Source organism: Massilia arenae, from assembly GCF_008014745.1.
GTDB lineage: Bacteria > Pseudomonadota > Gammaproteobacteria > Burkholderiales > Burkholderiaceae_D > Telluria > Telluria arenae.
The window spans coordinates 53,762-78,361 of record NZ_VPFD01000004.1 but is presented as its reverse complement, the minus strand read 5'-3'; the positions used below and the strand labels follow the sequence as shown (position 1 = coordinate 78,361).

Here is a 24,600-nt window from a genome sequence, read left to right as displayed (position 1 = left end):
GACTCCGCATGCACACTCCAGTTTAGAAATAAACGGATGCCGTGATCGACGACTTGTAGCTGTCCGGCGTCGGCGCATTCTGCACCGGGATCTCGCCGTACACGGTCAAGGTCTGCTTGTCGCCGTTTCCAGTGCCGGCCAGGGTGTCGGTGCCTTGGGTATTGCCCCACAGGCCCGCGCCCGGCGAACGGTACAGGTTGAACTTCACTTTATCGGTGTTGGCGCCGCTGCTGCCCGACAGGAAACGCGTCGTACCGCTCGAGCCGGCGCCGGTACCGGCATCCAGGCCCACATTGTAAGGCGTAGTGTTGGTGCATGTCACAGTCAAGTTCGATTGACCGTTCTTGGCCGACGTGATCAGGCCGGTCTGGCCGAAATCGAGGCTGGTGGCGGTGACAGTGCAGTCGGCCACGACGCTCATCGTCACGTCGAACTTGGTGGTGGCCGGGCTGGCGGCGTAGACGCTGGTGAAAGGCATGACGGCAGCCAGGACAGCAGCCAATGCGCGGTTACGGTTCGAGGTCGACATCATTTTCATTTCTCCAGTCGTTGAGGGCGCGATCACCATGACGCACACAGAATTGCTCAACTCGGAAAATATGATACATCGTTTCCGTACGGAACCAAATGCTTTTCATCACTTTTGCCGACTATTTCAATTTTGCTGGTTTTATGCAACAGCGTGGTGAAAACGCTACAAATGGCCTCATTCCGGCGTGGCCCAGGAACGCGCATGCGCCACCGCCCGCCCCCAGCGCGCCATCGATTCGGCGCGGCGGCCGGCATCCATGCACGGCGCATAGCGGCGTTCGACCTGCCATTGCGCCTCGATCGCCTTCAGCGATTCCCAATAGCCGCAGGCCAGGCCGGCCAGGTAGGCCGCGCCCAGGGCCGTGGTCTCGGTGACGCGCGGGCGCACCACCTCGACGCCGAGCAGGTCGGCCTGGAACTGCATCAGCAAGTCGTTGCGGGCGGCGCCGCCGTCGGCGCGCAGCTCGGTGACGGCGCAAGCGGCGTCCTTCTGCATCGCCGCCAGCAGTTCGGCGCTTTGGTAGGCGATGGCCTCGACCGCGGCGCGCGCGATATGGGCGGCGCCCGTGCCGCGCGTCATGCCGAGGATGGTGCCGCGCGCATACGGATCCCAGTGCGGCGCGCCGAGGCCGGTGAAGGCCGGCACCAGCATCACGCCGCCGCTGTCGGGCACGCTGGTGGCGAGGGCCTCCACCTCATGCGACTGGCGGATGATGCCCAGGCCGTCGCGCAGCCATTGCACGGTGGCGCCGCCCATGAACACGCTACCCTCGAGCAGGTAATCGGTGCGGCCCGCGACGGTCCAGCCGACCGTCGCCAGCAGGCGGTTGCGCGACACCGGGGGGGAGTCACCGGCATGCATCAGCATGAAGCAGCCGGTGCCGTAGGTATTCTTGACCAGGCCCTTGCGATGGCAGGCCTGGCCGAAGGTGGCGGCCTGTTGGTCGCCGGCAATGCCCGCGATCGGGATCGCGTGGCCGAACCATTCCTCATTGGCCAGCCCGACGACGCCGGCGCTGGGGACGACCTCGGGCAGCAGCGCGCGCGGGATGTCGAACAGCGCCAGCAAGTCATCGTCCCAGGCCAGCGTGTGAATGTTGAACAGCATCGTGCGCGCGGCATTGCTGGTATCGGTGACGTGGCGCCCGCACAAGCGCCACACCAGCCAGCTGTCGACGGTGCCGAAGGCCAGCTCGCCCCTGTCGGCCCGGCTGCGCGCGCCGGGAACGTGGTCGAGCAGCCATTGCAATTTGGTGGCGGAGAAATAGGCGTCGAGTTCGAGCCCCGAGCGTTCCTGGATCAATGTAGCCTTGCCCGCCTCGCGCAGGCGATCGCAGGCGCCGGCGGTGCGCCGGTCTTGCCACACGATGGCATTGGCCACCGGTTCGCCGGTCGCGCGGTCCCACAGGAGCGTGGTCTCGCGCTGGTTGGCGATGCCGATCGCGGCGACCTGCGCGGCCTGGACGCCGCCCTGCGCCAGCGCGTCGCGCGCGCAGGCGAGCTGGCTGTGCCAGATGTCGCGAGGATCGTGCTCGACCCAGCCGGGCTGGGGAAAATGCTGGGGGTACTCTCGTTGACAGCTGGCCACCGGCAGGCCGACGCGGTCGAACAGGATGGCGCGCGAGCTGGTCGTGCCCTGGTCGAGGGCGAGGATGTATTGCTTCAATGGCGTCTCCGGACTCTCAGCCGTGCGGAACGCCAGGGCTCAGCGGTCCGGGACGACCGTCGACAAGGCGCGTGGATCACGTGCCTCGGGAATTATAAGTAAAGCAGGCCGATAGGCCGGATTCTGTGTAACGCCACCTTGCGGTGACGCATGGACAGTCATTCCTCTAGGCGCTGGATTACTCCAGCGCTCAAGCTTCCTACCCGCACGCTCCGCGAGCAACATCAACGCGTGCCTATTTGGAATTGCTCCAGGTGGAGGTTACCGCGTTTCACCGTAACTTAATACGCTCGTCTCTGTGGCCCTATTCCTCGCCTTATACCGCTGGCTTGCGCCAGACGGCTTTCAGCGGACGGCCGTTAACCGTCACCCCGCTCTGTGGAGTCCGGACCTTCCTCCCGTCCACGACCTTGCGGCGTGGACCAGCGACTGCCTGGCCTGCTTCACGGGCGCATTGTACCCGATGCGGGGTCGCACCGTGCGTCGCGCTGCCATGGCCCTGCCGTTTCTGTAATTTGATGTCGCCATTTCAAAAGCCGTTCCCGGGCCGCTCGCCTAGAATGCCCGGAAAGCCTCTTTGACAAGGATGACGCACCCCATGCCCTCCACTTCCCAGCACCCTTCCCGCACCGGTGGCCAGCTCCTGGTCGATGCGCTCCACGTCCACGGCGTCGACACCGCCTTCGGTGTCCCCGGCGAAAGCTACCTGGACGTGCTCGATGCGCTGCACGACTCGAACATCCGCTTCGTGATCAATCGCCAGGAAGGGGGCGCGGCATTCATGGCCGAGGCCTACGGCAAGATGACCGGCAAACCCGGCATCTGCTTCGTCACCCGCGGTCCCGGCGCCACCAATGCCTCGATCGGCGTGCACACCGCATTCCAGGACTCCACGCCGATGATCCTGTTCATCGGCCAGGTCGGCAACGACTTCGTCGACCGCGAAGCCTTCCAGGAAATCGACTACCGCCGCATGTATGGCCAGATGGCGAAATGGGTGGCCCAGATCGACCGCGCCGACCGCATCCCCGAATACATGGCGCGCGCCTTCCAGGTGGCCACCAGCGGCCGCCCCGGTCCGGTGGTGCTGGCGCTGCCGGAAGACATGCTGGTCTCGACGGCGGCAGTCGCCGACACCCGCCCCTACCAGCCATCGCACGGCGCGCCGTCCGGCGAGCAGATCGCCCGCCTGCGCGCCATGCTGCAAGAAGCCCAACGGCCGATCGTGTTGCTGGGCGGCGGCACATGGAACGCGCAGGCCTGCGCCGACCTGGCCCGCTTCGCCGAAGCGAACCACCTGCCGGTGGGATGCACCTTCCGCTTCCAGGACCTGCTCGACAACGCGCACCCGAACTACGTCGGCGACGTCGGCATCGGCATCAACCCCAAGCTGGCCGCGCGCGTGAAAGAGGCCGACCTGGTGATCGCCATCGGCCCGCGCCTGGGCGAGATGACGACCGGCGGCTACACGCTGCTCGATTCGCCGGTACCGCGCCAGCGCCTGGTCCACATCCATCCGGACCCGGAAGAACTGGGCAGCGTCTACCAGGCCGAACTCATGATCGCCAGCGGCATGCCGCAAGCCTGCGCCATGCTGGCCGCGATGGAACTAAGCGACGCCACGGCCTGGCAAGACAGCGTGGCCGAGGCCAAGGCTGAACTGGCCGCCTGGCAGGCCCAGCCCGCGCTGCTCAAGCAAGGCGTGCCGCTCGACCTGTGGCAGGTGGTGCAGGACTTGATGGACCAGCTGCCGCACGACGCCATCATCACCAATGGCGCCGGCAACTACGCCTCGTGGGCGCATCGCTTCTATCGCTACGGCGGCATGCGCACCCAGCTGGCGCCGACCAATGGCGCGATGGGTTACGCCGTGCCGGCCGGCGTGGCGGCCAAGATCGTGTGGCCGGAGCGCGCCGTGGTCACCTTCGCCGGCGACGGCGAATTCATGATGACGGGCCAGGAACTGGCGACCGCCGTCCAGTATGGCGCCGGCGTCGTGATCCTGGTCTTCAATAACAATATGTTCGGCACTATCCGCATGCACCAGGAACGCAGCTATCCGGGCCGCGTGTCGGGCACCGGCCTGCACAATCCGGACTTCGCCGCCCTGGCGCGCGCCTACGGCGGCCATGGGGAAGTCGTCGACCAGACCGAGGATTTCGCGCCGGCCCTGCAGCGCGCCCTCGAGCACGCCGACCAGCACCAGCTGCCGGCCGTGATCGAGCTGCGCTACGACGGCAACCTGATCACCCCGAACGCCACGCTGGAGACGATCCGCAAGCAGGCGGAAAGCGCGAGGTCCGGCAGCTGAACGCGTGTGTGCAATCGGGCTCTGTATTGCTACTCTGGTAAAATATTCGCTAGTTTTTTCATCGCCGGCCCCGCCGGCGTCCGCACGCAGTCCCGCCACCAGACACTATGTTTAGCTTCTTCAAGAGAAAAAAAGCGCCCGACGCATCGGCGCCGGAACCGGTCGTGCCGGCCGCGCCGCCTGCGCCCGCACCCGCCCCCACGCCCGTCCGCGCGCCTGTCCCGGCGCCGATCGCCGCAGCCCCGGTGGTCGCCGAAGCCAGCGTCCTGCACGAAGGCGCCAACCTGTTCCCCGAAACCGCTGAACGCCCGACCAGCGAGGCTGAAAAGAAGACCTCGTGGATGACGCGCCTGAAGGCCGGCCTGTCCAAGACCTCGAGCAATCTGTCCCTGCTGTTCGTCGGCGCCCGCATCGACGAAGACCTGTACGAGGAACTCGAGGCGGCGCTGCTGATGTCGGACGCCGGCATGGACGCCACCGAGCACTTGCTGGGCGAGTTGCGGCGCAAGGTCAAGGAAGACAAGCTGCTGGACGCCGCCGCCGTCAAGGCCGCGCTCAAGGAGCTGATGATCGACCTGCTGCTGCCGCTGCAGAAGCCGCTGGAGCTGGGCCGCCACGAACCGCTGGTGATGATGATCTCGGGCGTCAACGGCGCCGGCAAGACCACCACCATCGGCAAGCTGGCCAAGCATATGCAAGGCTTCGACCAGTCGGTGCTGCTGGCCGCCGGCGACACCTTCCGCGCCGCCGCGCGCGAGCAATTGATGGTCTGGGGCCAGCGCAACAACGTCACCGTGATCTCGCAGGCCTCGGGCGACCCGGCCGCGGTCGCGTTTGACGCGGTGCAGTCGGGCAAGGCGCGCGGCACCGACGTCGTGATGGTCGACACCGCCGGCCGCCTGCCGACCCAGCTGCACCTGATGGAAGAACTCAAGAAGATCAAGCGCGTGATCGGCAAGGGAATGGACGGCGCGCCGCACGAGACCCTGCTCGTCATCGACGGCAATACCGGCCAGAACGCGCTGGCGCAAGTGAAGGCCTTCGACGACGCCCTGCAGCTGACCGGCCTCGTCGTGACCAAGCTGGACGGCACCGCCAAGGGCGGCGTGCTGGCGGCGATCGCCCGCACCCGACCGATCCCCGTGTACTTCATCGGCGTGGGCGAGAAGCTGGAAGACCTGCAGCCATTCAACGCCGAAGAATTCGTCGAAGCGCTGCTCGGATGACGGAACGGGGACCCATGATCGCATTCCAGTCGGTATCCAAACAGTACACCCACGGCGATGCGCGCGGCGCGTATGCGCTGCACGACGTCTCGCTCGACATCGCCAAGGGCGAGCTGGTCTACCTGGCCGGCCCGTCGGGCGCCGGCAAGTCGACCCTCATGAAGATGGTGGCGGCGGTCGAGCGTCCCAGCAGCGGCAAGGTGATCGTCAACGGCCAGGACATCGGCCGCATCAAGCCGGCCGGGATTCCCTTCCTGCGCCGGAATATCGGCATCATCTTCCAGCAGCAGCGCCTGCTCAATGACCGCAACATCCTGGCCAACACCATGCTGCCACTGCTGGTGACGGGCGCCCGCACCGCGGACGCCGCGCAGCGCGCCCGCGCCGCGCTCGACCGGGTCGGCCTGCTCGACCGCGCCAGGGCGATGCCGCTCGAACTGTCGGGCGGCGAACAGCAGCGGGTGGCGGTCGCGCGCGCGATCGTCAACCGGCCGCAGATCATCCTGGCCGACGAACCGACCGCCAATCTCGACCGCGTGGCGGCCGACAAGGTGCTGGATGCGCTACGCGCCTTCCACGCCGCCGGCGTCACCTGCGTCATTTCGACCCACGACGAGCAAGTGCTGGCAGGCAGCACGCGCGTGATCCGCCTCGAACAAGGCCAACTGGTCGGAGGTGCGGCATGAGCCCGTGGCTGCGCCAGCACCGCTTCGCCCTCGGGGCCGCACTGTCGACGGTGCGCAAGTCGCCCGGCAGCTTCCTGTTCAACGTGCTGGTGGTCGCGCTAGCGCTGACCCTGCCGTTCGCGGGCATCACCCTGCTCGACAATGTGCGTCCGCTGTCCGAGCAATTATCGGTCGATCCCGAGATCAGCCTGTTCATGCGCGACGACGCCAGCCGCGCCGATGCCGAGGCGCTGGCGCCGCGCATCCGCCAGCTCGTCGCACAGCAGGGCAAGGGCGAGGCGGAGATCGCCTTCGTCCCGCGCGAGCAGGCGCTCGCCGCGCTCAAGGAGCGCAGCGGCCTGGGCGACGTGCTGGAAACCCTGGGCGACAATCCCCTGCCCGACAGCTATGTGATGAAGCTGGGCGGCTTCGCCAGCGCCGGCGCCGCCGGCCAGGTGGACCTGATCACCGAGCGCCTGGCCGAACTGCCGGGCGTGGAGACGGTGCAGGTCGATTCGGCCTGGGTCAAGCGCCTGGCCGCGATGCTGGCCATCCTGCGCCTGGCGCTGCTGCTGCTGGCGGCCACCCTGGGCATCGTCGTGATCGCGGTCGTGTTCAACACGATCCGCCTGCAGGTGCTGACCCAGAAAGAAGAGATCTCGGTCTCGCAACTGCTGGGCGCGACCAACGATTTCATCCACCGTCCGTTCTTCTATACCGGCGCCCTGCTCGGCCTGTGCGCCGGCGCGGTGGCGCTGGGCGCGGTGACCCTGGCGCTGCGCCCGCTGAACGGCGCGATCGGGGAATTCGCCCGGCTGTACGGCTCGAATTTCCAGCTGACGGCGCTGGGTGGACTGGAGATTGCCGGCCTGCTGGCGGTCAGCGCCGGGCTCGGCCTGGTCGGCGCCCTGCTGTCGGTGCGGCGTCACCTGGCGCGCCAGCGTTGAACGGCGGTCCTACAGAGTTGCAGTGAAAAAAATAGTCGAGATGGTATTGAAAACGCGATAAGCATCACCATCTCTGCTGACAGGGCGAGGCGGCCCTCCTGTGTGGCTGCCTGCCCCTCTACTGGACAAGACCACGTCGCTTGACACCGCAATGAATCCTACGGCCTAGCTGCCATCCCCTACGCTTCCACGCGCAAAAGTCCTACAGGCTGCGCTGTGGCTACGTGCGCCATTCAACAGAATACGCGCCTCACCGGCCGTAAGCTGTGTCTAACGTTATTCCAGTCATTCCTGGCTCACTTTTGAGCCGAATCAACTGAACATGCAAGAGCTGCTCTACAGTGGAACCGTCGGCAATTTAATTCCCTGGAGCAATACTTTGAACAATCTTAAGCGCCTGGACCACTTCTAGCACTCTCCCCGGGGGAGTGCTAATATATGGTCCAAGGCAATCGAAATTCAAGTCACGCGTCCAGGTAACAAGCCGTAACAGCAGTGCCTCAAGGCAATAAGTTATGGCACATTAAGGATGCAGCAAGATTACTACGAGGGAAATGAATATGTCCGCACAATCCGCATTGGTTCCGACCGGCAGTCGTGCTCTGGGACTGGGTTTCACCGGCAATCTGGGCAATATCGACGCCTATATCTCGGCCGTCAACCGCCTGCCGATGCTCACGCACGAAGAAGAGGTTTCGCTGGCGAAGCGGCTGCGCGACGACCACGATCTCGACGCGGCGCAAAAACTGGTGCTGTCGCACCTGCGCCTGGTGGTATCGATCGCGCGCGGCTATCTGGGCTATGGCCTGCCGCACGCCGACCTGATCCAGGAAGGCAATATCGGCCTGATGAAGGCAGTCAAGCGTTTCGACCCGAACCAGGGCGTGCGCCTGGTGTCGTACGCCATGCACTGGATCAAGGCCGAGATGCATGAATACATCCTCAAGAACTGGCGTCTCGTAAAGGTCGCCACGACCAAGGCCCAGCGCAAGCTGTTCTTCAACCTGCGCAGCAACAAGACCGGCCTGGACGCGATGTCGCCGACCCAGGTCGACGACCTGGCCAAGCTGCTGGGCGTCAAGCGCGAAGAAGTGATCGAGATGGAAACCCGTCTGTCGGGCCGCGACATCGCGCTGGAGTCGCCGACCGACGACGAAGACGACAAGTTCTCGCCGATCGCCTATCTGTCGTCGGATCAGCAGGAACCGACCAAGGTGCTCGAGGCCGAGCAGGTCACCCGCCTGCAGTCTGAAGGCCTGGAAACCGCGCTGGGCAAGCTCGACCCGCGTTCGCGCCGCATCATCGAGGCGCGCTGGCTGGCCAACGACGACGGCTCGGGCGCCACGCTGCATACGCTGGCCGAAGAGTTCAGCGTGTCGGCCGAGCGCATCCGCCAGATCGAATCGGCAGCGCTCAAGAAGATGAAAGGCGCGCTGGCGGCTTACGTGTAAGCGACCCAGCCCCAGCCACCGTCGTCCCCGCGCAGGCGGGGACCCAAGTTTGCAAGCGCTCAGTCTACGCATGCAGTACTTGGGTCCCCGCCTCCGCGGGGACGACGCGTTTACGTCAACTCAATGCACCGGCATGAAGAACGGCTTGTTCTTGTCCTTGAGCAGGAAGACCAGGAACTTGGCCGGCTTGGTCTTGCTCGCATTGCGCCCCACCGTGTGCAGGTCGCGCGGGTTTTCATAGAAGGTCTCGCCCGGCCCCAGTGTCTGCTCCTTCCCGCCCTTCACGCCTATCACGATCGTCCCCTCCAGCACATAGATGAAGCCATGCGCATCGTGGCGGTGGACGGGGTCGCCGCCGCCCGGCGGGTACACCACGGTGATCATCAGGACTTCCTTGCCGGGATGGTCGTCCAGCGCCTTGCTGAACAGCTCGTTGACGACCGGATCTAGCGCCGCGGCCCAGACGGGCGCCGCCAGCGGCAGGGTCATCAACAGGCCGGCGGCGCCGGCGAATTTTCTCAGGCGTGACATGGTCTCTCCTTCAGTACATGGGTGGATATGAAGCCAGTGTAGGGCGCATGCTGCGGGCGCAACAGGCGTGCGCCGGTCCCCATGCTGCTGCCTCAAACGCAACAATCCGCGCCAGGCGCCGTTCGCCAAGCCTTGGCGGGATTCGGCTGTTATTTGTCATTTACGAAAAAGATCGCACGCAACTACCATGGCATTAGTCACATGAGCAACTAAGTAGCAACGAGTACCAACTGAGAGAAGCCATGAAGAACGAACGCTTCGCGATCGGTGAGTTCATCCAGCCATCACCACCACTGACACCGGCCACGCCTGAAATGGATGGCCTGGCATCGAGCTTTTCCACCACCTACGCCGGCGTGCTCGCCTTCATCGCCGTGGTCCACGAAGGCTCGTTCGCCCGGGCCGCCGAGCGCCTCGGCATCGGCCGCTCCGCCGTCAGCCGCAGCGTGCAGAAACTGGAAGCGCAGCTCGATACCCGCCTGTTCCTGCGCACCACCCGCAGCACCTCGCTCACCAGCGAGGGCGAGCTGTTCTACGCCAACTGCAAGCCGGGCGTCGAGCGGATCGTGCAATCGGTGGAAGAGATGCGCGAGCTGCGCTGCGGCGTGCCGCGCGGCCAGCTGCGCCTGCACGCGGCGAGCGACTTCGGCCGCAAGATCGTGGCGCCGCTGCTGCGCGGCTTCCACGCCGGCTATCCGGACATCCGGCTCGACCTGATCCTCGACGACAGCCCGCTCGACTTCATCGCCGACCGCATCGACGTGTCGTTCCGCAACGGCCGCCTGGACGACAGCCAGCTGGTCGCGCGCCAGCTGATCCCGATGCAGATGCTGGTGTGCGCCGCGCCGGCCTATGCCAGCGCGCATGGCCTGCCGCAGACGATCGACGACGTGGCGCGGCACCGCTGCGTCAACCTGCGCCTGCCCTCGGGCCAGGTATGCGAATGGGAATTCAAGGAAGACGGCCGGCGCCGCACGCTGCTGCCCATGGCCAACCACAGCTTCAACGACGCCGAGCTGGTGCTGCAGGCGGTGCTGGACGGCGCCGGCCTGGCGCAGATGGCCGGCTACCAGGTGTGCGAGCACCTGCGCGCGGGCCGCCTGGTCGCCTGCCTGCCCCAGCACGCGCCGGACGACCGCGGCCACTACATCTGCTACCTGAGCCGGCACCACCTGCCGCTGCGCACGCGGGTCTTCATCGACTACATCACCCCGCGCATCCGCGCGCTCGACCTGCACTGCCTGACCGGCTTGGGCGCCTGATGCCCGGCGCGATTGTTGCGCGACGGGATACATGACGGTGACCGGCGCGGCGCTAGCAGCCGGCGCCGCGCCTTCCTACACTGGCCGAAACCATTCCAGGAGACCGCGTTGAAAAAACGGCTGGCGCCCCCGCCCATCACCTTGCTCGACAAATACGTCGGCGATGACTTCCACCCCCTGTACTCGACCACGGTGCGGGTCAGCGGCGGCGAGGCGGCGCACGGACGCGCGTCCGGCATCGCCCGCTCCGACGACGGCAACCTCGAACTGGCCCTGCGCCTGCCGTCCGCGCTGGGCGGTCCCGGCGGCGGCACCAATCCCGAGCAGCTGTTCGCCGCTGGTTTCGCTGCCTGCTTCCATGGCGCGCTCAATTTGCTGGCGACGCGCGCCGGCATCGCCCTCGAGGACGCCACCGTCGACGCCGCGGTCACCTTCGGCCGCGACCCGGTCGACGGCCTGTACACCCTGATGGCCGAGATCCGCATCGACCTGCCGCGGGTGCCGCGCGCAACCGCCGAGGAACTCATCCGCAATACCGAGCGCATCTGCCCCTACGCCAAGATGGCGCGCCAGGGCATCGTGTGCGTGGTGGCGCTGGTGCGCTGAGGGCAGGCCGATGATTGGTGCCTGGCATGCACCAGCGTGCCGCCCCGGATGGGCCTACCGCCGCGCCAGGCACGCTCCTACACTCGATACCGAGGCGAATCGTCGCACACGGCACCCAGCCGCACTGGGATCTGAAAGGACATCATGAACATCATCGTCATCGGCGGCACCGGCCTGATCGGCAGCAAACTGGTCGCCATCCTCAAGCAGCGCGGCCACGAAGCCGTGGCCGCTTCCCCGAACACCGGCGTCGACACCATGAGCGGCAAGGGCCTGGACGAGGCGCTTGCCGGCGCCGACATCGTGGTGGACGTGGCCAACTCGCCCTCGTTCGCCGACGACGCGGTGATGGACTTCTTCACCACCTCGGGCCGCAACCTCTTGGGGGCGGCGAAGAAGGCCGGCATCAGGCACCACGTCGCGCTGTCGGTGGTGGGCACCGATCGCCTGGCCGAGAGCGGCTACTTTCGCGGCAAGATCGCGCAAGAGGCGCTGATCCGCGAGTCCGGCCTGCCCTACACCATCGTGCATTCGACCCAGTTCTTCGAGTTCCTGGGCGGGATCGCGGCCTCGGGCACGGAAGGCGATGCGATCCGCCTGTCGCCCGCCAATATCCAGGCCATCTCGTCGGACGACGTGGCGCTGGCCATGGCCGACTACACCCTCGGCGCGCCGCGCAACGGCGTGGTCGAGATCGCGGGGCCCGAGCGCGTGCGCCTGGCCGACCTGGTCCAGCACTACCTGCAAGCCAAGGGAGATCAGCGCAAGGTCGTGGCCGACGACCAGGCGCGCTACTTCGGCGCCCTGCTGCAGGAGGACACGCTGGTGCCGGGGCCGGGTGCGCGCCTGGGCACGGTGAAGGTCGACGACTGGCTCAAGGCGCAGGCGGCGCGCTAGGGACTGGCGCCAGCCGCTGGCGGTAGGCGCTCGGCGAGGTGTGCAGGTGGCGCTGGAAGGTCTTGCGCATGCGCCCCTCGTCGCCGAAGCCGCACAGCTGGGCGATGCCGTCGAGGTGGCGCCCGGAGTCCTCGAGCAGCCGGCAAGCCGTCTCCAGGCGGAAGCGTTCGACCGCCAGGGCCGGCGTCTGGCCGGTCTTGTCCTTGTACACGCGGCTGAAGTTGCGTGGGCTCATGCGCATCTGCGTTGCCAACACCTCGACGCTCAGGTCGGTCCGTTCGAGATTGGCCAGGATCCACATATGCAGCTCGTCGAACAGCGGACCGTCGCCGGCCTGGGCCTGCAGCATCCGGCTGAGCTGGGGCTGCTTGCTGGGGCGCTTGACGAACACCACCAGCTCGCGCGCGACGGCCAGCGCCACTTCGCGGCCACAATCGGCTTCCACCATCGCCAGCGCCAGGTCGATGCCGGCGGTGACGCCGCCCGAGGTCCAGGTGTCGCCATGCTGGACGAAGATCGCTTCACGGTCCACCTCGACCAGCGGATAGGTATCGCGCAGCAGGTCATAAGTCAGCCAGTGGGTGGCCGCGCGCTTGCCGTCGAGCAGGCCAGCGGCGGCGAGCACGAAGGCGCCGGTGCACACCGAGGACATGCGGCGCGCCTCGCCCGCATGGCGCTGCAGCCAGGCGACCAGCGCCTGCTGTTCGCGGACGGCGGTGACGATGTCCGCCGAGCCGGGCACGACCACGGTATCGACCTCGGTGGGCGCGAAACCGTCCAGCCGCTCGGTCTGCATCGCGACGCCCTCCAGGGTCTGCACCAGGCCGCCGTCGAGGCTGACCGTGTGCCGCACATAGCCCGGCAGGCCGCGCTCCTGCATCACTTTCGATGCGCACCAGAACACGGTCTGCGGCCCGGCGATGTCGAGCATGCACATGCCGGGGAAGCCGACGAACAGGACGAGGCGCGCCTGGCGCGGCGCCGCTGGCGTGAGAGGCAGGTTCATGTATGCTGGATGGGCCTTACCCGCCGTGGATACGACGAGGTCAGCTATAGTAGGGCCGCCCGATCCGGCAGGTCAAGCCGCGTAGTTACGCCGGCAGCGCCCGGTAGCGGAAATCGCCCAGCGTGACCGCGCCCTTCCCCGCGCTGTAGATGCCCACTTTCAGGCTCAGGAAGCCGCCGAACACATTGTGGTGGATGCCGGAGACCTCCATCCGCGTGCCGTGCAGGGTCCAGGTCTTGCCGCCGTCGTGGGAATAGCGCAGCGTGACCACATGGTCGTCATTAGTCAGGCGCACCCTGACGCGCGAGGTCGCGCGCTGGACCCGGGCCCAGCCATGTTCGTCCGCATACTGGAAGGTCTTGACGGTGTCCGGCGTGAAGCCGATGCCGACGAAGGCTTTCTGGCTGTAGAACAGCAGCAGACCGGCCTCGGCCTCTCCCTCCAGGGTGAGATCCACCTCTACCTCGTAGGTGCGGTCGCCCACCGAACAGGTCAGCGGGCGGCTGTCGGCCGGCGACGTGCCGCGCCCCGCGATGCGCAGGCCGTCCTGCGTGAAGCGCACGCGCGTCATCTCGTCCGGCGCCGGATCGTGGAAACTCCATTGGACACCGAAACGATCGCGCCTGAAATCGTCGGACAGGGCGAAACCGGCCGTCCCTTTCTTGCCGTCCCTGGGCATCGGCAGGGGCCTGGACAGGTCGCCGCCCAGCGCGCGGAACCAGCCATCGGCGGTCCACTCCATCGGTTCGAGCAGGGTTTGCCGGCCCAGCGTGCGGTAGCCGTTTTCGTAGCCGTGATAGATCATCCACCAGTCGCCGGCCGGCCCTTCGATCAGCGTCGCATGGCCGCGCGACCACCACGGCTCAGCGGTGCTCAGGGAACGCACCAGCGGATTGTGCGGGCAGTGTTCCCACGGCCCGTGGACCGAGGCCGAACGCGCCGCGATCACCATATGGCCGGTGACCGGGCCGGCGGTGCCGCCGACCGCCGTCACCAGATAGAACCATTTGCCGCGCCGCAGCAGCTTCGGCCCCTCGGGCGCGAAGTTCTCGACCACCCAGTCGGCCGGATAACGCCACGGTTCATAGGCTTTTTCCAGCTTGCCGTCGGTGGCCAGGCCGTCGTCGCTCAGGCGGATCTTGCGGATGCCGTTGACGAACAGGTAGCGTTTGCCGTCCTCGCCCACCACGTGGCCGGGATCGATGCAGTCGGCGATCTTGAGGTCGACCGGGTCGCTCCACGGCCCCTCGATGCGGTCGGCCCAGATCGCGTAAATCGACCACGGCTTGCCGTCCGGCGCGGCCGGGATATAGATGAAATAGCGGCCGTCGTGCTTGCACAGGTCGACCGCCCAGATCGTCCCCAGGGGTTTCTTCAGCGCCGGCGCGACCGGGCGCCAGTTGACCAGGTCGGTCGAGTGCCAGATCACCAGGCCGGGGTAGGAATAGAAGGAGGAATACGTCAGGTAGTAATCCTTGCCGTCCTTGAGGACGGTGGGATCGGGATGGTCGCCCGCGATGATGGGATTCAGGTAGGTGCCGTCGCCCTGGTCGGCCTGACGCTGGCCTTCGATGCCACGGCGCCAAGCCTGGCCGCCAGCCGGGCAGTCGGTCGATGATGCCGCCGCCGCGGGCAGCGCCGGCAGGCTGGCGCCGGCCAGCAGGATCTTGAAGGCGTCGCGACGCGAAGGGTTGGTCATGTCCTGGTCTTTCTCGTGGTAGACCGGACAGGATAGGAAATCGCCCGTGCCGACGCCAGCGTTAGACGACTTTTCCCCATGTGAATGCGGAAAGTTGTACGAATCTTGTAGCAAGTAGCAGGCTGGCCGAACCTTTTCGAGGCTGCTCCAACGCATTTTTCTGCCATTGGCTAGAATGAATTCTTTGTCACGGCAAGTTCAAGGAGAGCACATGGCTGACCAAGCATCCTACGTCCCACCGAAAGTCTGGACCCCACCCGCCTCGTCGGGCGGCGCCTTCGCCAGCATCAACCGCCCGGTCGCAGGCCCGACCCACGACAAGGAACTCCCGGTCGGCAAGCATCCGCTGCAACTGTATTCGCTGGCCACGCCGAACGGCGTGAAGGTGACGATCCTGCTGGAAGAATTGCTGGCGGCGGGCCACAGCGGCGCCGAATACGATGCCTGGCTCATCCGCATCAACGAAGGCATGCAGTTCTCGAGCGGTTTCGTCGAGGCCAATCCGAATTCGAAGATTCCGGCCCTGGTCGACCGCAGTGGCGCCGAACCGGTGCGCGTGTTCGAATCCGGCTCGATCCTGGTCTACCTGGCCGAAAAATTCGGCGCCTTCCTGCCCAAGGACGGCGTGGCCCGTGCAGAGACGATGAACTGGCTGTTCTGGCAGATGGGTTCGGCTCCTTTTGTGGGCGGCGGTTTCGGTCACTTCTATGCCTATGCGCCGGAAAAGCTGCAATACCCGATCGACCGCTACGCGATGGAAGCCAAGCGCCAGCTCGACGTGCTCGACCGCCACCTGGCCGACAAGCGTTTCGTCGCGGGCGAGGAATACACGATCGCCGACATGGCGATCTGGCCCTGGTATGGCGACCTGGTACTGGGCCAGCTGTACGATGCGGCGGAATTCCTGTCGGTGCACGAATACAAGCACGTGAAACGCTGGGCCGACGAGATCGCCGCGCGGCCGGCCGTCATCCGCGGACGCAAGGTCAACCGTTCATTCGGCCCCGAGCAGGATCAGGTGCATGAGCGGCACGCCGCGGCCGACCTCGACTGAGCGACTACCGGAATTCGACGCGCGCGACCACCGGATGGTGGTCCGACGGGAAGCGTCCGTGGAGCGAATCGCCCAGGGCCGCGTATTTGAGCACCTCGAAATGGCGGTCGACGTAGAGGTAGTCGATGCGATCGAGCATGGGCGCGTCGAAGCGGAAGCCGTGGTAGGTGCCGACCGGGCCGTAAGGCGGCGTCTGGCTCACCTGGAAGGCGTCGCGCATGGCTTTCGCCATCACCTGCATCTGCGGCGTATCGGGCGTCGAATTGAAGTCGCCCACGCAGATCGCCGGTTCGCCGCGGCTGATTTCCGCGATCTTGCGCAGCAGCAGGTCGGCCGAGGCACGGCGCGCGACGACGCCCTCGTGGTCGAAGTGCGCCGAAAAGACGTAGAACACGCGGCCATTGTCGCGCTCGCGCAGCTTCGCCCATGACACGATGCGGTTGCAGCAGGTGGCGTCCCAGCCGAGCGATGGGCGCTCGGGCGTTTCGCTGAGCCAGAAATCGCCCTTGTCCAGCAGCGCGAAGCGGCTCTTGCGATAGAAGATGGCCGAATGCTCGCCGGCCTGCTTGCCATCGTCGCGGCCGATGCCGACGTGGTCGAATTCTTCCATCCGTGCCAGATCCGCGACCTGGCCGGCGAGCCCCTCCTGCGTGCCGACGATGTCGAACTCATGATGGCGGATCAGCGCCTTGACCATCTTCTTGCGCGCCGGCCAGGCATTGGGGCCATCCTGGGGATTGTTGTAGCGCAGGTTGAAGCTGGCGACGTTCATCGGCGCGGCAGCGACGGCGCTGCCGACCAGGACGGCCAGCGCGGTGAAAAGTGACAAGACGATCTTCATGGTCCAGGGGCGGGAAAGTGGATACCGTGACAAGTTAAGCACAACCCGCCTGCACCATCGCGCCAACCGGCCCGAAAGCGGCGCAGTTTAGGCGCTTTACTAAACTACGCCACCGCGGCATCGAGCAAATAGCGCCGCTGCATCATCGCCGCCATCTCGTCCGCCGGCACCGGGCGCGCGATGTAATAACCCTGCACCTCGTTGCAATCGAGGTGGCGCAATATCGCCAGCTGCTCCGCGGTCTCGACGCCCTCGGCCACCACCGACATGCCCAGCGCGTGCGCCATCGACACGATGGCCTGGAAGAACACCTTGCCCTCTTTCGAGTTGGCCAGCTCGGTGGTGAAGGCGCGGTCGACCTTCAGCACGTCCATCTTCAATCGCTGCAGCTGCGACAGCGACGAATAGCCGGTGCCGAAATCGTCCACATGCAGTTTCACGCCCAGTGAACGCAGGGCCGCCAGTTCGGCCAGGATGTCGTCCTGGTCGCCCATCATCGCCGACTCGGTGATCTCGACCTCGATCAGGCTGGCCGGCACCCGGTGCCTCACCAGCGCCGCGCTCAGCTGGCGCTGCACGCCGCCGCGCAGGAATTGCTTGGGCGAGACGTTGATCGAGACCGGCACCAGCGCCACGCCGGCCTCGCGCCAGGCGGCCAGCTGCGCGCAGGCCTTGTCGATCACGGTCTCGCCGATGCGCACGATCAGCCCGGTGGCTTCGGCCAGCGGGATGAATTCGCCCGGCGCCACCATGCCCAGCGACGGATGGCGCCAGCGCACCAGCGCTTCCATGCTCAGCAATTCTCCGCTGCGCGCATCCACGCGCGGCTGGTAGTGCAGCACGAACTGGTCGGCCTCCAGCGCTTCGAGCATGTTCTGCTTCAGGCGCGCGCGTGAGTTGAGGGTCGACGACAGCGAGGGATCGAAGAAGCGATACTGCCCCTTGCCTTCGTTCTTGCCGACGTACATGGCGATGTCGCTGTGCTTGACCAGGGTCTCGGCATCCAGCCCGTCGCGCGGGTACATGCTGATGCCGATCGAGGAACCCACGGCATGCAGCTCGTCGCCGATCAGGAACGGCACGCCGAAGGCTTCCACGATGCGCGAAGCCACCGAAGCGGCCTGGCGCTCGCCATCGCAGGGCGACAGCAAGACCACGAATTCATCGCCGCCGAAGCGCGCCACCTGATCGCTCGGCCGCAGCAGGGACAGCAGGCGCCCGGCGGCGGCCTTGAGCAGCTGGTCGCCGGTGGCGTGGCCGTGGGTGTCGTTCACATACTTGAATTCGTCGAGGTCGATGAACAGCAGCGCGGCGTGGGTGTTTGCGCCCTGGGCCCCGGCCAGCATGGCCGGCATGCGCTCCAAAAAGGCGTGGCGGGTGGCCAGGCCGGTCAGCGTATCTTCGTTGGCCAGGCGTTCGAGCTGGTCTTCATGCGCCTTGCGCTCGCTGATGTCCTGCAGGGTCACCGCCAGGCCGTTGCCGACCCGTACCAGGCGCCGCCTGCCCCAGCTGATGTTGAGCCGGTTATCGCTCGGCATCTTGCGGTCGTCCTCATAAAAGCCGCTGTCCATCGCCTTGCGGTAGGTCGACAGCAGTTCTTCGCCGAACAGGCCGCTGTCGATCTCGGTCAGGCTTCTCCCGACCAGTTCGTCGCGCGTCACGCCGTAGAAGAAGGCGCCGCGCTCGTTGCAGTCGACGATGCGGAAATCCGTGATCTGGCCGTCGCGCGCGCGCACCGCCGAGGCCATGTAGAAGCCATCGTTGCCGCTCTCGGTGGCGGTGCGGTAGGCGCGCCGCACTTCGTCCTGTTCCTTGTCGCGCGCCACGGCGCGGCGCGCCAGCACCGCCCCGACCGCGCCCAGCAGCAGCAGGCACAGGGTGGCGACGATGGCGCGGTCGCGGCTTTCGATCCAGTAGCCGTTGTTGGCCGCCAGCGCATCGTGCTGCGGCAGGCCGACCAGGGCCACCAGCGGATACGCGGTCGACTGGCGCCAGCCCAGCACCCGCGACTGGCCGTCGGCGAAGCCGTCGACGCCCTCGACCAGGCGCACGCCCTGCTCGCCCGACCAGATCGCGCCACGGCGCGGCAGCGCGACAGCGTCCACGAACGATGCGCCGTTGCTGCGCTGCTCGACCCGCAAGCGCCCTTCGCTGCCGGCCAGCGCCACGATGCCGCCGGCGCCGATGGTGGCCGGGCTGACGAAGGACGTGAAGTAGCGGGCGTCGATCGCCATCAGCACCAGGCCGTCGAATTCCTCCTCTCGGGTTTCGAGGCGGCGCGTGAACAGCACCACGTCGTCGGCGCTGCCGAACTGCGTCGGCGCGGTGCCGACCCGCAGGGCGGTCGAATTATTGTCGCGGTGGTGGTTGAAATAGGCGCCAGAGGCCAGGTCGGCTCCGATCAGGCCGGCGCGCGTGCTGGAGCGCACGATGCCGCCGCGGTCGAGCACCGCCACCATGTGGAAGGCGCTGTCGGTGAACATTCCGTCGCGCCGCATCTCGTCGAGCAGGCCAGCCTGGCGCGAATTCTCCCAGCTGAACTTCAGCTGCATCGTGATCTGGTCCATCTGCGCCACCGAGCGCGTGATGTACTGCTCGTAGGCTTCGGCGTAGGCCGCCACGTCCTTGCGCGCCTGGCCGGCCACGCGCTCCTGCTCGGCCTCGACCCGCAGCAGGGTCGCGGCCCACAGCGCGCAGCACACCAGCACGGCCAGCAGCGGCCATAGCGGGACCAGGAAGCGGTTGCCGCGTGAGGGGTCCAGATAAGGGGCGAGGCCGGGATGTTTGCTCATTGCGGACGATCAGGACTAGTTGCCGCAAGTCTAGATAGCAAACATGTCAGCGTTGTGACATGCGTAATTTTTCCTGAGGCCCGCTACGGCGGGCCCCAGCGCCGTTCAGGTCGGCGACAGCATGTAGCCGGCGCCGCGCACGGTCTTGATCAGCGACTTGGCCCGTCCCAGCGCCTTGCGCAGGCGCAGCACGTGCACGTCCACCGTGCGCTGGTCGAGCGAGGCGTGGGCTTCCCACAGCTGCTCCAGCAGCTGGCTGCGCGAAAACACCTGGCCCGGATGGCACAGCAAAAAGCGCAGCAGCCGGTATTCGGCGTGCCTGACCTCGACCTTGTGGTTGCCGACCCGCACGCTGCAGCTGAGCGGATCGAGCACCAGGCGGCCCGAGCGCAACAGGCGCGATTCGGGCGACAGTTCACGTACCTGGTCGGCCGGGGCCTGGGGAATGAATTCGGGATGGGGGACGGGCGCCGGGAGGCTGGCGGGACGCTCGCCTTCCGCGCATTGCGCCGCCAGCAGGATCACCGGCTGCTCGCGCAGGCGGCGGTCGCCGCGCAGGCGCGCCAGCAGGCGCATGCCGCCTTCGTTGCGCAGCATCGATTCCTGCAGCAATAGTTCGGGGCGCTCGCGCCCGATGAAGTCCCAGGCTTGCGCCAGGCTCGGCACGTCATGCCAGACCCACTCGTCCTCGTGCAGCGAGAACTTGAGCAGCTCGGCAATGGCCGGCTTGTCGTCGATCACCAGGACGATCGTGTTCGCCGTTGTCATGGGATGCCCAAAAAGAGGAACTACATTGGTGCGGTCAGCGGTGCCGCGACCGCACCAAAGAAAATCCGGCAGCGTGGCTGCCGGATTGGTCGCCACACAGGCGTCTTACATGATGGCCTTGCCCGAAGCGTCCTTCAGGTTGGCTTTCCAGGCGTCCTGGACTTGCTTGACGACGCTGGCAGGCATCGGCACGTAGTCCAGTTCGGCGGCTGCAGGAGCGCCGTTCTTGAACGACCAGTCGAAGAACTTCACGACTTCCTGGCCTTTGTTGGCGTCAGCCTGGGTCTTGTGCATCAGGATGTACGACACGCCGGTGATCGGCCAGCTTTGCTTGCCGGCGCCGTCGGTCAGCACCACGCCGAAGCCTGGGGCCTTGGTCCACTCGGCATTGGCGGCAGCGGCCTTGAACACGTCGTCCGACGGTTGCAGGTCGACGCCTTCCTTGTTGCGCAGCTGGGTGTGCGACAGCTTGTTCTTCTTGGCGTAGGCCCACTCGACGTAGCCGATCGCGCCCTTGATACGCTGCACGTTGGCGGCGACGCCTTCGTTGCCCTTGCCGCCCACGCCCACGGCCCACTTCACGGTGGTGCCCGAACCGATATTCTCTTTCCATGCCGGGCTGGTCTTGGCCAGGAAGTCGGTGAACAGGAACGAGGTGCCCGAGCTGTCGGCGCGGTGCACGACGGTGATGTCGGCGGCTGGCAGTTTCACGCCTGGGTTCAGGGCGGCGATTTCAGCCGCGTTCCATTTGGTGATCTTGCCCATGTAGATGTCGGCCAGCAGTGGACCGGTCATCTTCAGCTGGCCTGGGGTCACGCCTTCGACGTTGACCACGGCAACCACGCCGCCCATGATGGCCGGGAATTGCATCAGGCCTTCCTTGTCCAGCTCTTCCGCTTTCAGCGGCATGTCCGACGCGCCGAAGTCCACGGTCTTCGCCTTGATCTGCTTGATGCCGGCGCCCGAGCCAACCGACTGGTAGTTCAGGCCGGTGCCGGTGGCGGCTTTGTAGCTCTCAGCCCATTTGGCGTAGATCGGGTACGGGAAGGTCGCGCCCGCGCCGGTAATGTCGGCGGCGAACGAGGTCGTCATCACGAGCGTGGCGGCAGCGCCGGCGAGGATCTTCTTGAGCATTGTTATTCCTAACTTTGGTTAAGGGGTATGTTTTGGACTACAGGAAAAAGAATAGCTGCCGAATATGACCTGTTTATGACTTGACCATGCCCTGTCTTTTCGATGTCACGCGACTGGCTGCTTGCGGTTTTGCTATCATGGGTTTCCCGTCAAACCCTGGATGACACCGATGCGCACCCTGCCCTGCGTCCTCTCCATCGCCGCCGCCGGCCTGCTGTCGGCCTGCGCCACGCCCGACCACCTGCCCGACGCCCAGTACACGCTGAGCGAGCGCCAGACCCTGACCCTGCCGCAGCTGCCGGTGGATTCGCGCCTGACCCTCACCTACGAGGGCGCCGACGACAGCCGCTGCCCGGACAATGCGCGCTGCATGTGGGCCGGCCAGCTCGCCTATCGCTTCACCCTGCGCACCAACAATGTGGCGCAGGGCTTCTGGCTGGTGCAGGGCAAACCCGGCTTTACCTCACCCGGCCTGCGTGGCGCGCGCGTCGAACTCGATCCCTCGTTCGTGCCGCCGCCGCGCGGCATGGCCGAAGAAAAACCGGCGTCGTATCCGGTGGTCTTCAATATGTACGGCACCTGATGGCGCCGGGCCGCCTGCCGCGGACCGCACTGGCGTGCGGCCTGGTCCTTGCCGTTTCTGTCCACGGCGTTGCGGCTGCGCCGGTCGCGACCGGCACCGGCGGCGCCGTCGCCACGATCAGCGCACAGGCTTCGCAGTCGGCGCTGGCCATCCTGAACGCGGGCGGCAATGCGGTCGACGCGGCAGTGGCCGCAGCCGCCACGCTGGGCGTCACCGATCCCTTCAGCTGCGGCATCGGCGGCGGCGGCTTCATGGTGATCTACCTGGCCAGGGACAAACGCGTGATCACCATCGACCACCGCGAGACGGCCCCTGCCAGCGTGGGCCCGCAACTATTCCAGCAAAATGGCAAACCGCTCGACTTCGAGACGGCGGTGGCCAGCGGCGCGGCGGTTGGCGTGCCGGGCACCGTGCGCGGCTGGCATGAGGCGCTCGAACGCTATGGCAGCATGCGTTTTTCGCAAGTGCTGGCGCCGGCGATCGCGGTGGCCGACAAGGGTTTTCGGGTCAACGCGAATTTCAGCCAGCTGGTGGGACAGAACGAAAAGAAATTCCGCCAGTTCGCGCCGACGAGCGAGCTCTATCTGCACAAGGGCAAGGCCCTCCCCGCCGGCACCCTGCTTCGCAATCCGGGCATGGCGCGCGCCTACCGCGAGATCGCGCAAGGCGGCGTGAAGACGTTCTATGAAGGACCGATCGCGCGCGCGATCGTCGACAGCGTCAACCGGCCACCGGTCGCGAAAGGGTATGCCGTGGGTCCCGGCGCGATGACCATGGCGGATCTCGCCAACTACGAGGCGCGCATCCGCCCCGCCCTGCGCAGCAGCTATCGCGGCTACGAGCTATATGGCATGCCCCTGCCCAGCAGCGGCGGCCCGACGGTGGCGCATGCGCTCAACATCCTCGAAGGCTTTGACCTGGCATCGCTGCCGCGCGCCCAGGCCGAGCATCTGTATATCGAAGCCAGCCGCCTGGCATTCGCCGACCGCAATGCCTACCTGGCCGACCCCGAATACGTCGATGCGCCGCTCACCGGCCTGCTGTCGAAAAAATATGCGGCCGAGCGCCGCGCGCTGATCGATCCGCAGAAGGCCGCGCCGGGCGCGGTGGCGGCGGGCGATCCCTACCGCTACCAGAACGATCCGAGCATCCCTCTGCGCACCCAGCCGGCCGCCACCATCAAGCTGGCGCCCGAGAGCGCGCACACCACCCACCTGACGGTGTCGGACAAGGACGGCAATGTGGTGGCGTACACCTTCACCATCGAATCCTGGGGCGGCAGCGGGATCGTGGTGCCGGGCTACGGCTTCCTGCTCAATAACGAACTCACCGACTTCGATTTCGACACCAGCGGCCCGCATCCGAACGTGCCGGAAGCCGGCAAGCGGCCACGCTCGAGCATGGCGCCCATCATCGCGCTCAAGGACGGCAAGCCGGCCTTCAGCATCGGCAGCCCCGGCGGCTCGACCATCATCACCACGGTATTGCAGACCATCGTCAACCACGTCGACTTCGGCATGCCGATGGACCAGGCGCTCGGTGCGCTGCGCATCAGCCAGCGCAATGCGGCGGAGACGTCGGTCGAGCCGGGCTTCGCGGACACGGCGCAGGCGCGCGCCCTAGCGGGCTTCGGCCAGCGCTGGGAAAGCCCGGCCGAAGAAATCGGCGCCGCCAATGCGCTGGTGTTCAACCCGGACGGCACCGTCACCGCCGTCAGCGAGGGCAAGCGCCATGGCGTCGGCACTGCGCTGGTGCAGCGCCGCGGGCACTAGTCAGATGCCGAGCCCACCCGCCACGTCGATGACGCCGCCGGTGATGTAGCCGCCGTTCTGGCCGGCCAGGAAATTGACCAGCGCCGCCACCTCTTCGAGCGTCGCAATGCGGCGGATCGGGTGCATGTCGAGGAAGGCGTCGGGCGCCGTCGTGCTGCCCAGGGCCTCGACCATCATGTCGGTCGGCATCGCGCCGGGCTGGACCACGTTGACGGTGATGTTGCGCGGCCCCAGGTCGCGCGCCACGCCCTTGGCATAGCCGATCAGGGCGGCCTTGGTGCCGGCATAGTCGGCCACGCCGGGGATCAGCGCCAGGGTGCCGTTGAGTGAGCCGATGAAGATGATCCGGCCGCCATCGGACAGGGCCGCCGCCGCCGCCCGCGTGGTCGCGATCGTTCCCATGACGTTGACCTGCCATTGATGGTCCAGTTTGGCGGTGTCGAGTGCGGGATCGTCGACCTGCTGGCCCTTGGCCACCACTGCCGCATTGTTGACGAGGATGTCGAGCCGGCCGAAATGCTCCACCACCGCATCGACCAGCGGCCTGGCCGCCGCCAGGTCGGCCTGGTCGCTCCGGATGGCCAGCGCCCGCACACCCTTCGCTTTCAGTTTCTCCACCACCGCCTCGGCCTTGGCGCCCGAGGCTACATAGGTGATCGCCACGTCGGCGCCTTCCGCCGCGAGCGCCTCGGCGATCACCGCACCCAGCCCGCGCGAGCCCCCGGTCACCAGCGCGACCTTGCCTTTCAAACCATTCGACATACCGTCTCTCCAGATCAGCGTTTGTTTCGTAACGACCGTTACGATAACGATGAGTATATAATCCACGGATGGACTGTCAAGCATTTTTTGTAATGA

General features: G+C 66.4%; 21 protein-coding genes and 1 other RNA gene. 11 read left to right on the top strand and 11 right to left on the bottom strand.

Features of this window, described 5'->3' with window-relative positions; translation table 11 throughout:
* Positions 1–22: 22 nt before the first annotated feature.
* The 3 genes from FVD38_RS04480 to rnpB form a co-directional block, all read right to left on the bottom strand.
* On the bottom strand, positions 23–532 hold the full coding sequence (locus FVD38_RS04480; protein WP_147934019.1) for a Csu type fimbrial protein: 510 nt from the start codon (positions 530–532) through the stop codon (positions 23–25).
* A gap of 174 nt (positions 533–706) precedes the next feature.
* Positions 707–2,197 carry a glycerol kinase GlpK gene (gene glpK, locus FVD38_RS04475; RefSeq protein WP_147933715.1) on the bottom strand — a complete coding sequence of 497 codons (1,491 nt, stop codon included), beginning with the start codon at positions 2,195–2,197 and terminating at the stop codon, positions 707–709.
* A 96-nt stretch (positions 2,198–2,293) separates the two neighbouring features.
* An RNA gene (gene rnpB / locus FVD38_RS04470) (RNase P RNA component class A) lies at positions 2,294–2,642 on the bottom strand.
* A 153-nt stretch (positions 2,643–2,795) separates the two neighbouring features.
* On the opposite strand from rnpB, the gene FVD38_RS04465 reads away from it, so the two are divergent.
* The 5 genes from FVD38_RS04465 (at position 2,796) to rpoH (ending at position 8,797) form a co-directional block, all read left to right on the top strand.
* A complete protein-coding gene (locus FVD38_RS04465; protein ID WP_147933714.1) occupies positions 2,796–4,508 on the top strand; it encodes a thiamine pyrophosphate-binding protein in 1,713 nt (570 codons plus the stop codon).
* Positions 4,509–4,615: 107 nt separating this feature from the next.
* On the top strand, positions 4,616–5,734 hold the full coding sequence (gene ftsY, locus FVD38_RS04460) for a signal recognition particle-docking protein FtsY (RefSeq protein ID WP_147933713.1): 1,119 nt from the start codon (positions 4,616–4,618) through the stop codon (positions 5,732–5,734).
* 14 nt (positions 5,735–5,748) lie between these two features.
* Positions 5,749–6,420: a cell division ATP-binding protein FtsE gene (locus FVD38_RS04455; protein ID WP_147933712.1), complete on the top strand. Its 672-nt coding sequence runs from the start codon at positions 5,749–5,751 to the stop codon at positions 6,418–6,420.
* Entirely contained in the window at positions 6,417–7,346 is a 930-nt protein-coding gene (ftsX, locus tag FVD38_RS04450) for a permease-like cell division protein FtsX (RefSeq protein ID WP_147933711.1), read from the top strand. Before FVD38_RS04455 ends, ftsX begins: the two co-directional genes overlap by 4 nt.
* 560 nt (positions 7,347–7,906) lie before the next feature.
* Positions 7,907–8,797 carry an RNA polymerase sigma factor RpoH gene (gene rpoH, locus FVD38_RS04445; RefSeq protein ID WP_147933710.1) on the top strand — a complete coding sequence of 297 codons (891 nt, stop codon included), beginning with the start codon at positions 7,907–7,909 and terminating at the stop codon, positions 8,795–8,797.
* Positions 8,798–8,917: 120 nt separating this feature from the next.
* On the opposite strand, the gene FVD38_RS04440 is transcribed toward rpoH, so the two are convergent.
* Entirely contained in the window at positions 8,918–9,328 is a 411-nt protein-coding gene (locus tag FVD38_RS04440) for a cupin domain-containing protein (RefSeq protein WP_147933709.1), read from the bottom strand.
* A 314-nt stretch (positions 9,329–9,642) separates the two neighbouring features.
* On the opposite strand from FVD38_RS04440, the gene FVD38_RS04435 reads away from it, so the two are divergent.
* The 3 genes from FVD38_RS04435 (at position 9,643) to FVD38_RS04425 (ending at position 12,093) form a co-directional block, all read left to right on the top strand.
* A complete protein-coding gene (locus tag FVD38_RS04435) occupies positions 9,643–10,590 on the top strand; it encodes a LysR family transcriptional regulator (protein WP_147934018.1) in 948 nt (315 codons plus the stop codon).
* A 108-nt stretch (positions 10,591–10,698) separates the two neighbouring features.
* Positions 10,699–11,196: an Ohr family peroxiredoxin gene (locus FVD38_RS04430; RefSeq protein ID WP_147933708.1), complete on the top strand. Its 498-nt coding sequence runs from the start codon at positions 10,699–10,701 to the stop codon at positions 11,194–11,196.
* A gap of 144 nt (positions 11,197–11,340) precedes the next feature.
* Positions 11,341–12,093, top strand: a complete 753-nt coding sequence (locus FVD38_RS04425) for an SDR family oxidoreductase (RefSeq protein WP_147933707.1) — start codon at positions 11,341–11,343, stop codon at positions 12,091–12,093.
* On the opposite strand, the gene FVD38_RS04420 is transcribed toward FVD38_RS04425, so the two are convergent.
* Positions 12,071–13,099 carry a GlxA family transcriptional regulator gene (locus FVD38_RS04420; RefSeq protein WP_147933706.1) on the bottom strand — a complete coding sequence of 343 codons (1,029 nt, stop codon included), beginning with the start codon at positions 13,097–13,099 and terminating at the stop codon, positions 12,071–12,073. The genes FVD38_RS04425 and FVD38_RS04420 overlap by 23 nt on opposite strands.
* Before the next feature lie 85 nt (positions 13,100–13,184).
* Positions 13,185–14,798 (bottom strand): family 43 glycosylhydrolase, encoded by a 1,614-nt coding sequence (locus tag FVD38_RS04415; RefSeq protein ID WP_147933705.1) that lies wholly within the window; start codon positions 14,796–14,798, stop codon positions 13,185–13,187.
* A 211-nt stretch (positions 14,799–15,009) separates the two neighbouring features.
* Here FVD38_RS04415 and yghU point away from each other — a divergent pair, with 211 nt between their 5' ends.
* Complete coding sequence (gene yghU, locus FVD38_RS04410) at positions 15,010–15,852, top strand: glutathione-dependent disulfide-bond oxidoreductase (RefSeq protein ID WP_147933704.1); 843 nt, start codon at positions 15,010–15,012, stop codon at positions 15,850–15,852.
* A 4-nt stretch (positions 15,853–15,856) separates the two neighbouring features.
* On the opposite strand, the gene FVD38_RS04405 is transcribed toward yghU, so the two are convergent.
* The 4 genes from FVD38_RS04405 to pstS all read right to left on the bottom strand — a co-directional run bounded on the left by FVD38_RS04405 (position 15,857) and on the right by pstS (position 21,387).
* Entirely contained in the window at positions 15,857–16,681 is an 825-nt protein-coding gene (locus tag FVD38_RS04405) for an endonuclease/exonuclease/phosphatase family protein (protein WP_229493411.1), read from the bottom strand.
* A 116-nt stretch (positions 16,682–16,797) separates the two neighbouring features.
* Positions 16,798–19,485 (bottom strand): bifunctional diguanylate cyclase/phosphodiesterase, encoded by a 2,688-nt coding sequence (locus FVD38_RS04400; protein WP_147933702.1) that lies wholly within the window; start codon positions 19,483–19,485, stop codon positions 16,798–16,800.
* Between the two features lie 105 nt (positions 19,486–19,590).
* Positions 19,591–20,253 carry a winged helix-turn-helix transcriptional regulator gene (locus FVD38_RS04395; protein WP_123070113.1) on the bottom strand — a complete coding sequence of 221 codons (663 nt, stop codon included), beginning with the start codon at positions 20,251–20,253 and terminating at the stop codon, positions 19,591–19,593.
* Between the two features lie 105 nt (positions 20,254–20,358).
* Positions 20,359–21,387, bottom strand: coding sequence for a phosphate ABC transporter substrate-binding protein PstS (gene pstS / locus FVD38_RS04390; RefSeq protein ID WP_147933701.1), 1,029 nt, complete (start codon positions 21,385–21,387; stop codon positions 20,359–20,361).
* A 169-nt stretch (positions 21,388–21,556) separates the two neighbouring features.
* Between pstS and FVD38_RS04385 the strand changes: the two genes are divergently transcribed.
* Complete coding sequence (locus FVD38_RS04385) at positions 21,557–21,970, top strand: hypothetical protein (RefSeq protein WP_147933700.1); 414 nt, start codon at positions 21,557–21,559, stop codon at positions 21,968–21,970.
* Positions 21,970–23,742, top strand: coding sequence for a gamma-glutamyltransferase (gene ggt, locus FVD38_RS04380; protein ID WP_147933699.1), 1,773 nt, complete (start codon positions 21,970–21,972; stop codon positions 23,740–23,742). Before FVD38_RS04385 ends, ggt begins: the two co-directional genes overlap by 1 nt.
* Here ggt and FVD38_RS04375 read toward each other — a convergent pair whose 3' ends face one another.
* Complete coding sequence (locus tag FVD38_RS04375; RefSeq protein WP_147933698.1) at positions 23,743–24,504, bottom strand: SDR family NAD(P)-dependent oxidoreductase; 762 nt, start codon at positions 24,502–24,504, stop codon at positions 23,743–23,745.
* Between the last annotated feature and the right edge of the window lie 96 nt (positions 24,505–24,600).

Bases quoted from the DNA above. Each gene is read 5' to 3' on its own strand.
- FVD38_RS04480 (WP_147934019.1), bottom strand. From the start codon at position 532: ATGATGTCGACCTCGAACCGTAACCGCGCATTGGCTGCTGTCCTGGCT.
- ggt (WP_147933699.1), top strand. From the start codon at position 21,970: ATGGCGCCGGGCCGCCTGCCGCGGACCGCACTGGCGTGCGGCCTGGTC.
- FVD38_RS04375 (WP_147933698.1), bottom strand. From the start codon at position 24,504: ATGTCGAATGGTTTGAAAGGCAAGGTCGCGCTGGTGACCGGGGGCTCG.
- FVD38_RS04385 (WP_147933700.1), top strand. From the start codon at position 21,557: ATGCGCACCCTGCCCTGCGTCCTCTCCATCGCCGCCGCCGGCCTGCTG.
- pstS (WP_147933701.1), bottom strand. From the start codon at position 21,387: ATGCTCAAGAAGATCCTCGCCGGCGCTGCCGCCACGCTCGTGATGACG.
- FVD38_RS04435 (WP_147934018.1), top strand. From the start codon at position 9,643: ATGGATGGCCTGGCATCGAGCTTTTCCACCACCTACGCCGGCGTGCTC.
- FVD38_RS04425 (WP_147933707.1), top strand. From the start codon at position 11,341: ATGAACATCATCGTCATCGGCGGCACCGGCCTGATCGGCAGCAAACTG.
- rpoH (WP_147933710.1), top strand. From the start codon at position 7,907: ATGTCCGCACAATCCGCATTGGTTCCGACCGGCAGTCGTGCTCTGGGA.
- FVD38_RS04440 (WP_147933709.1), bottom strand. From the start codon at position 9,328: ATGTCACGCCTGAGAAAATTCGCCGGCGCCGCCGGCCTGTTGATGACC.
- FVD38_RS04420 (WP_147933706.1), bottom strand. From the start codon at position 13,099: ATGAACCTGCCTCTCACGCCAGCGGCGCCGCGCCAGGCGCGCCTCGTC.
- ftsX (WP_147933711.1), top strand. From the start codon at position 6,417: ATGAGCCCGTGGCTGCGCCAGCACCGCTTCGCCCTCGGGGCCGCACTG.
- FVD38_RS04400 (WP_147933702.1), bottom strand. From the start codon at position 19,485: ATGAGCAAACATCCCGGCCTCGCCCCTTATCTGGACCCCTCACGCGGC.
- FVD38_RS04465 (WP_147933714.1), top strand. From the start codon at position 2,796: ATGCCCTCCACTTCCCAGCACCCTTCCCGCACCGGTGGCCAGCTCCTG.
- FVD38_RS04455 (WP_147933712.1), top strand. From the start codon at position 5,749: ATGATCGCATTCCAGTCGGTATCCAAACAGTACACCCACGGCGATGCG.
- ftsY (WP_147933713.1), top strand. From the start codon at position 4,616: ATGTTTAGCTTCTTCAAGAGAAAAAAAGCGCCCGACGCATCGGCGCCG.
- yghU (WP_147933704.1), top strand. From the start codon at position 15,010: ATGGCTGACCAAGCATCCTACGTCCCACCGAAAGTCTGGACCCCACCC.
- FVD38_RS04395 (WP_123070113.1), bottom strand. From the start codon at position 20,253: ATGACAACGGCGAACACGATCGTCCTGGTGATCGACGACAAGCCGGCC.
- FVD38_RS04415 (WP_147933705.1), bottom strand. From the start codon at position 14,798: ATGACCAACCCTTCGCGTCGCGACGCCTTCAAGATCCTGCTGGCCGGC.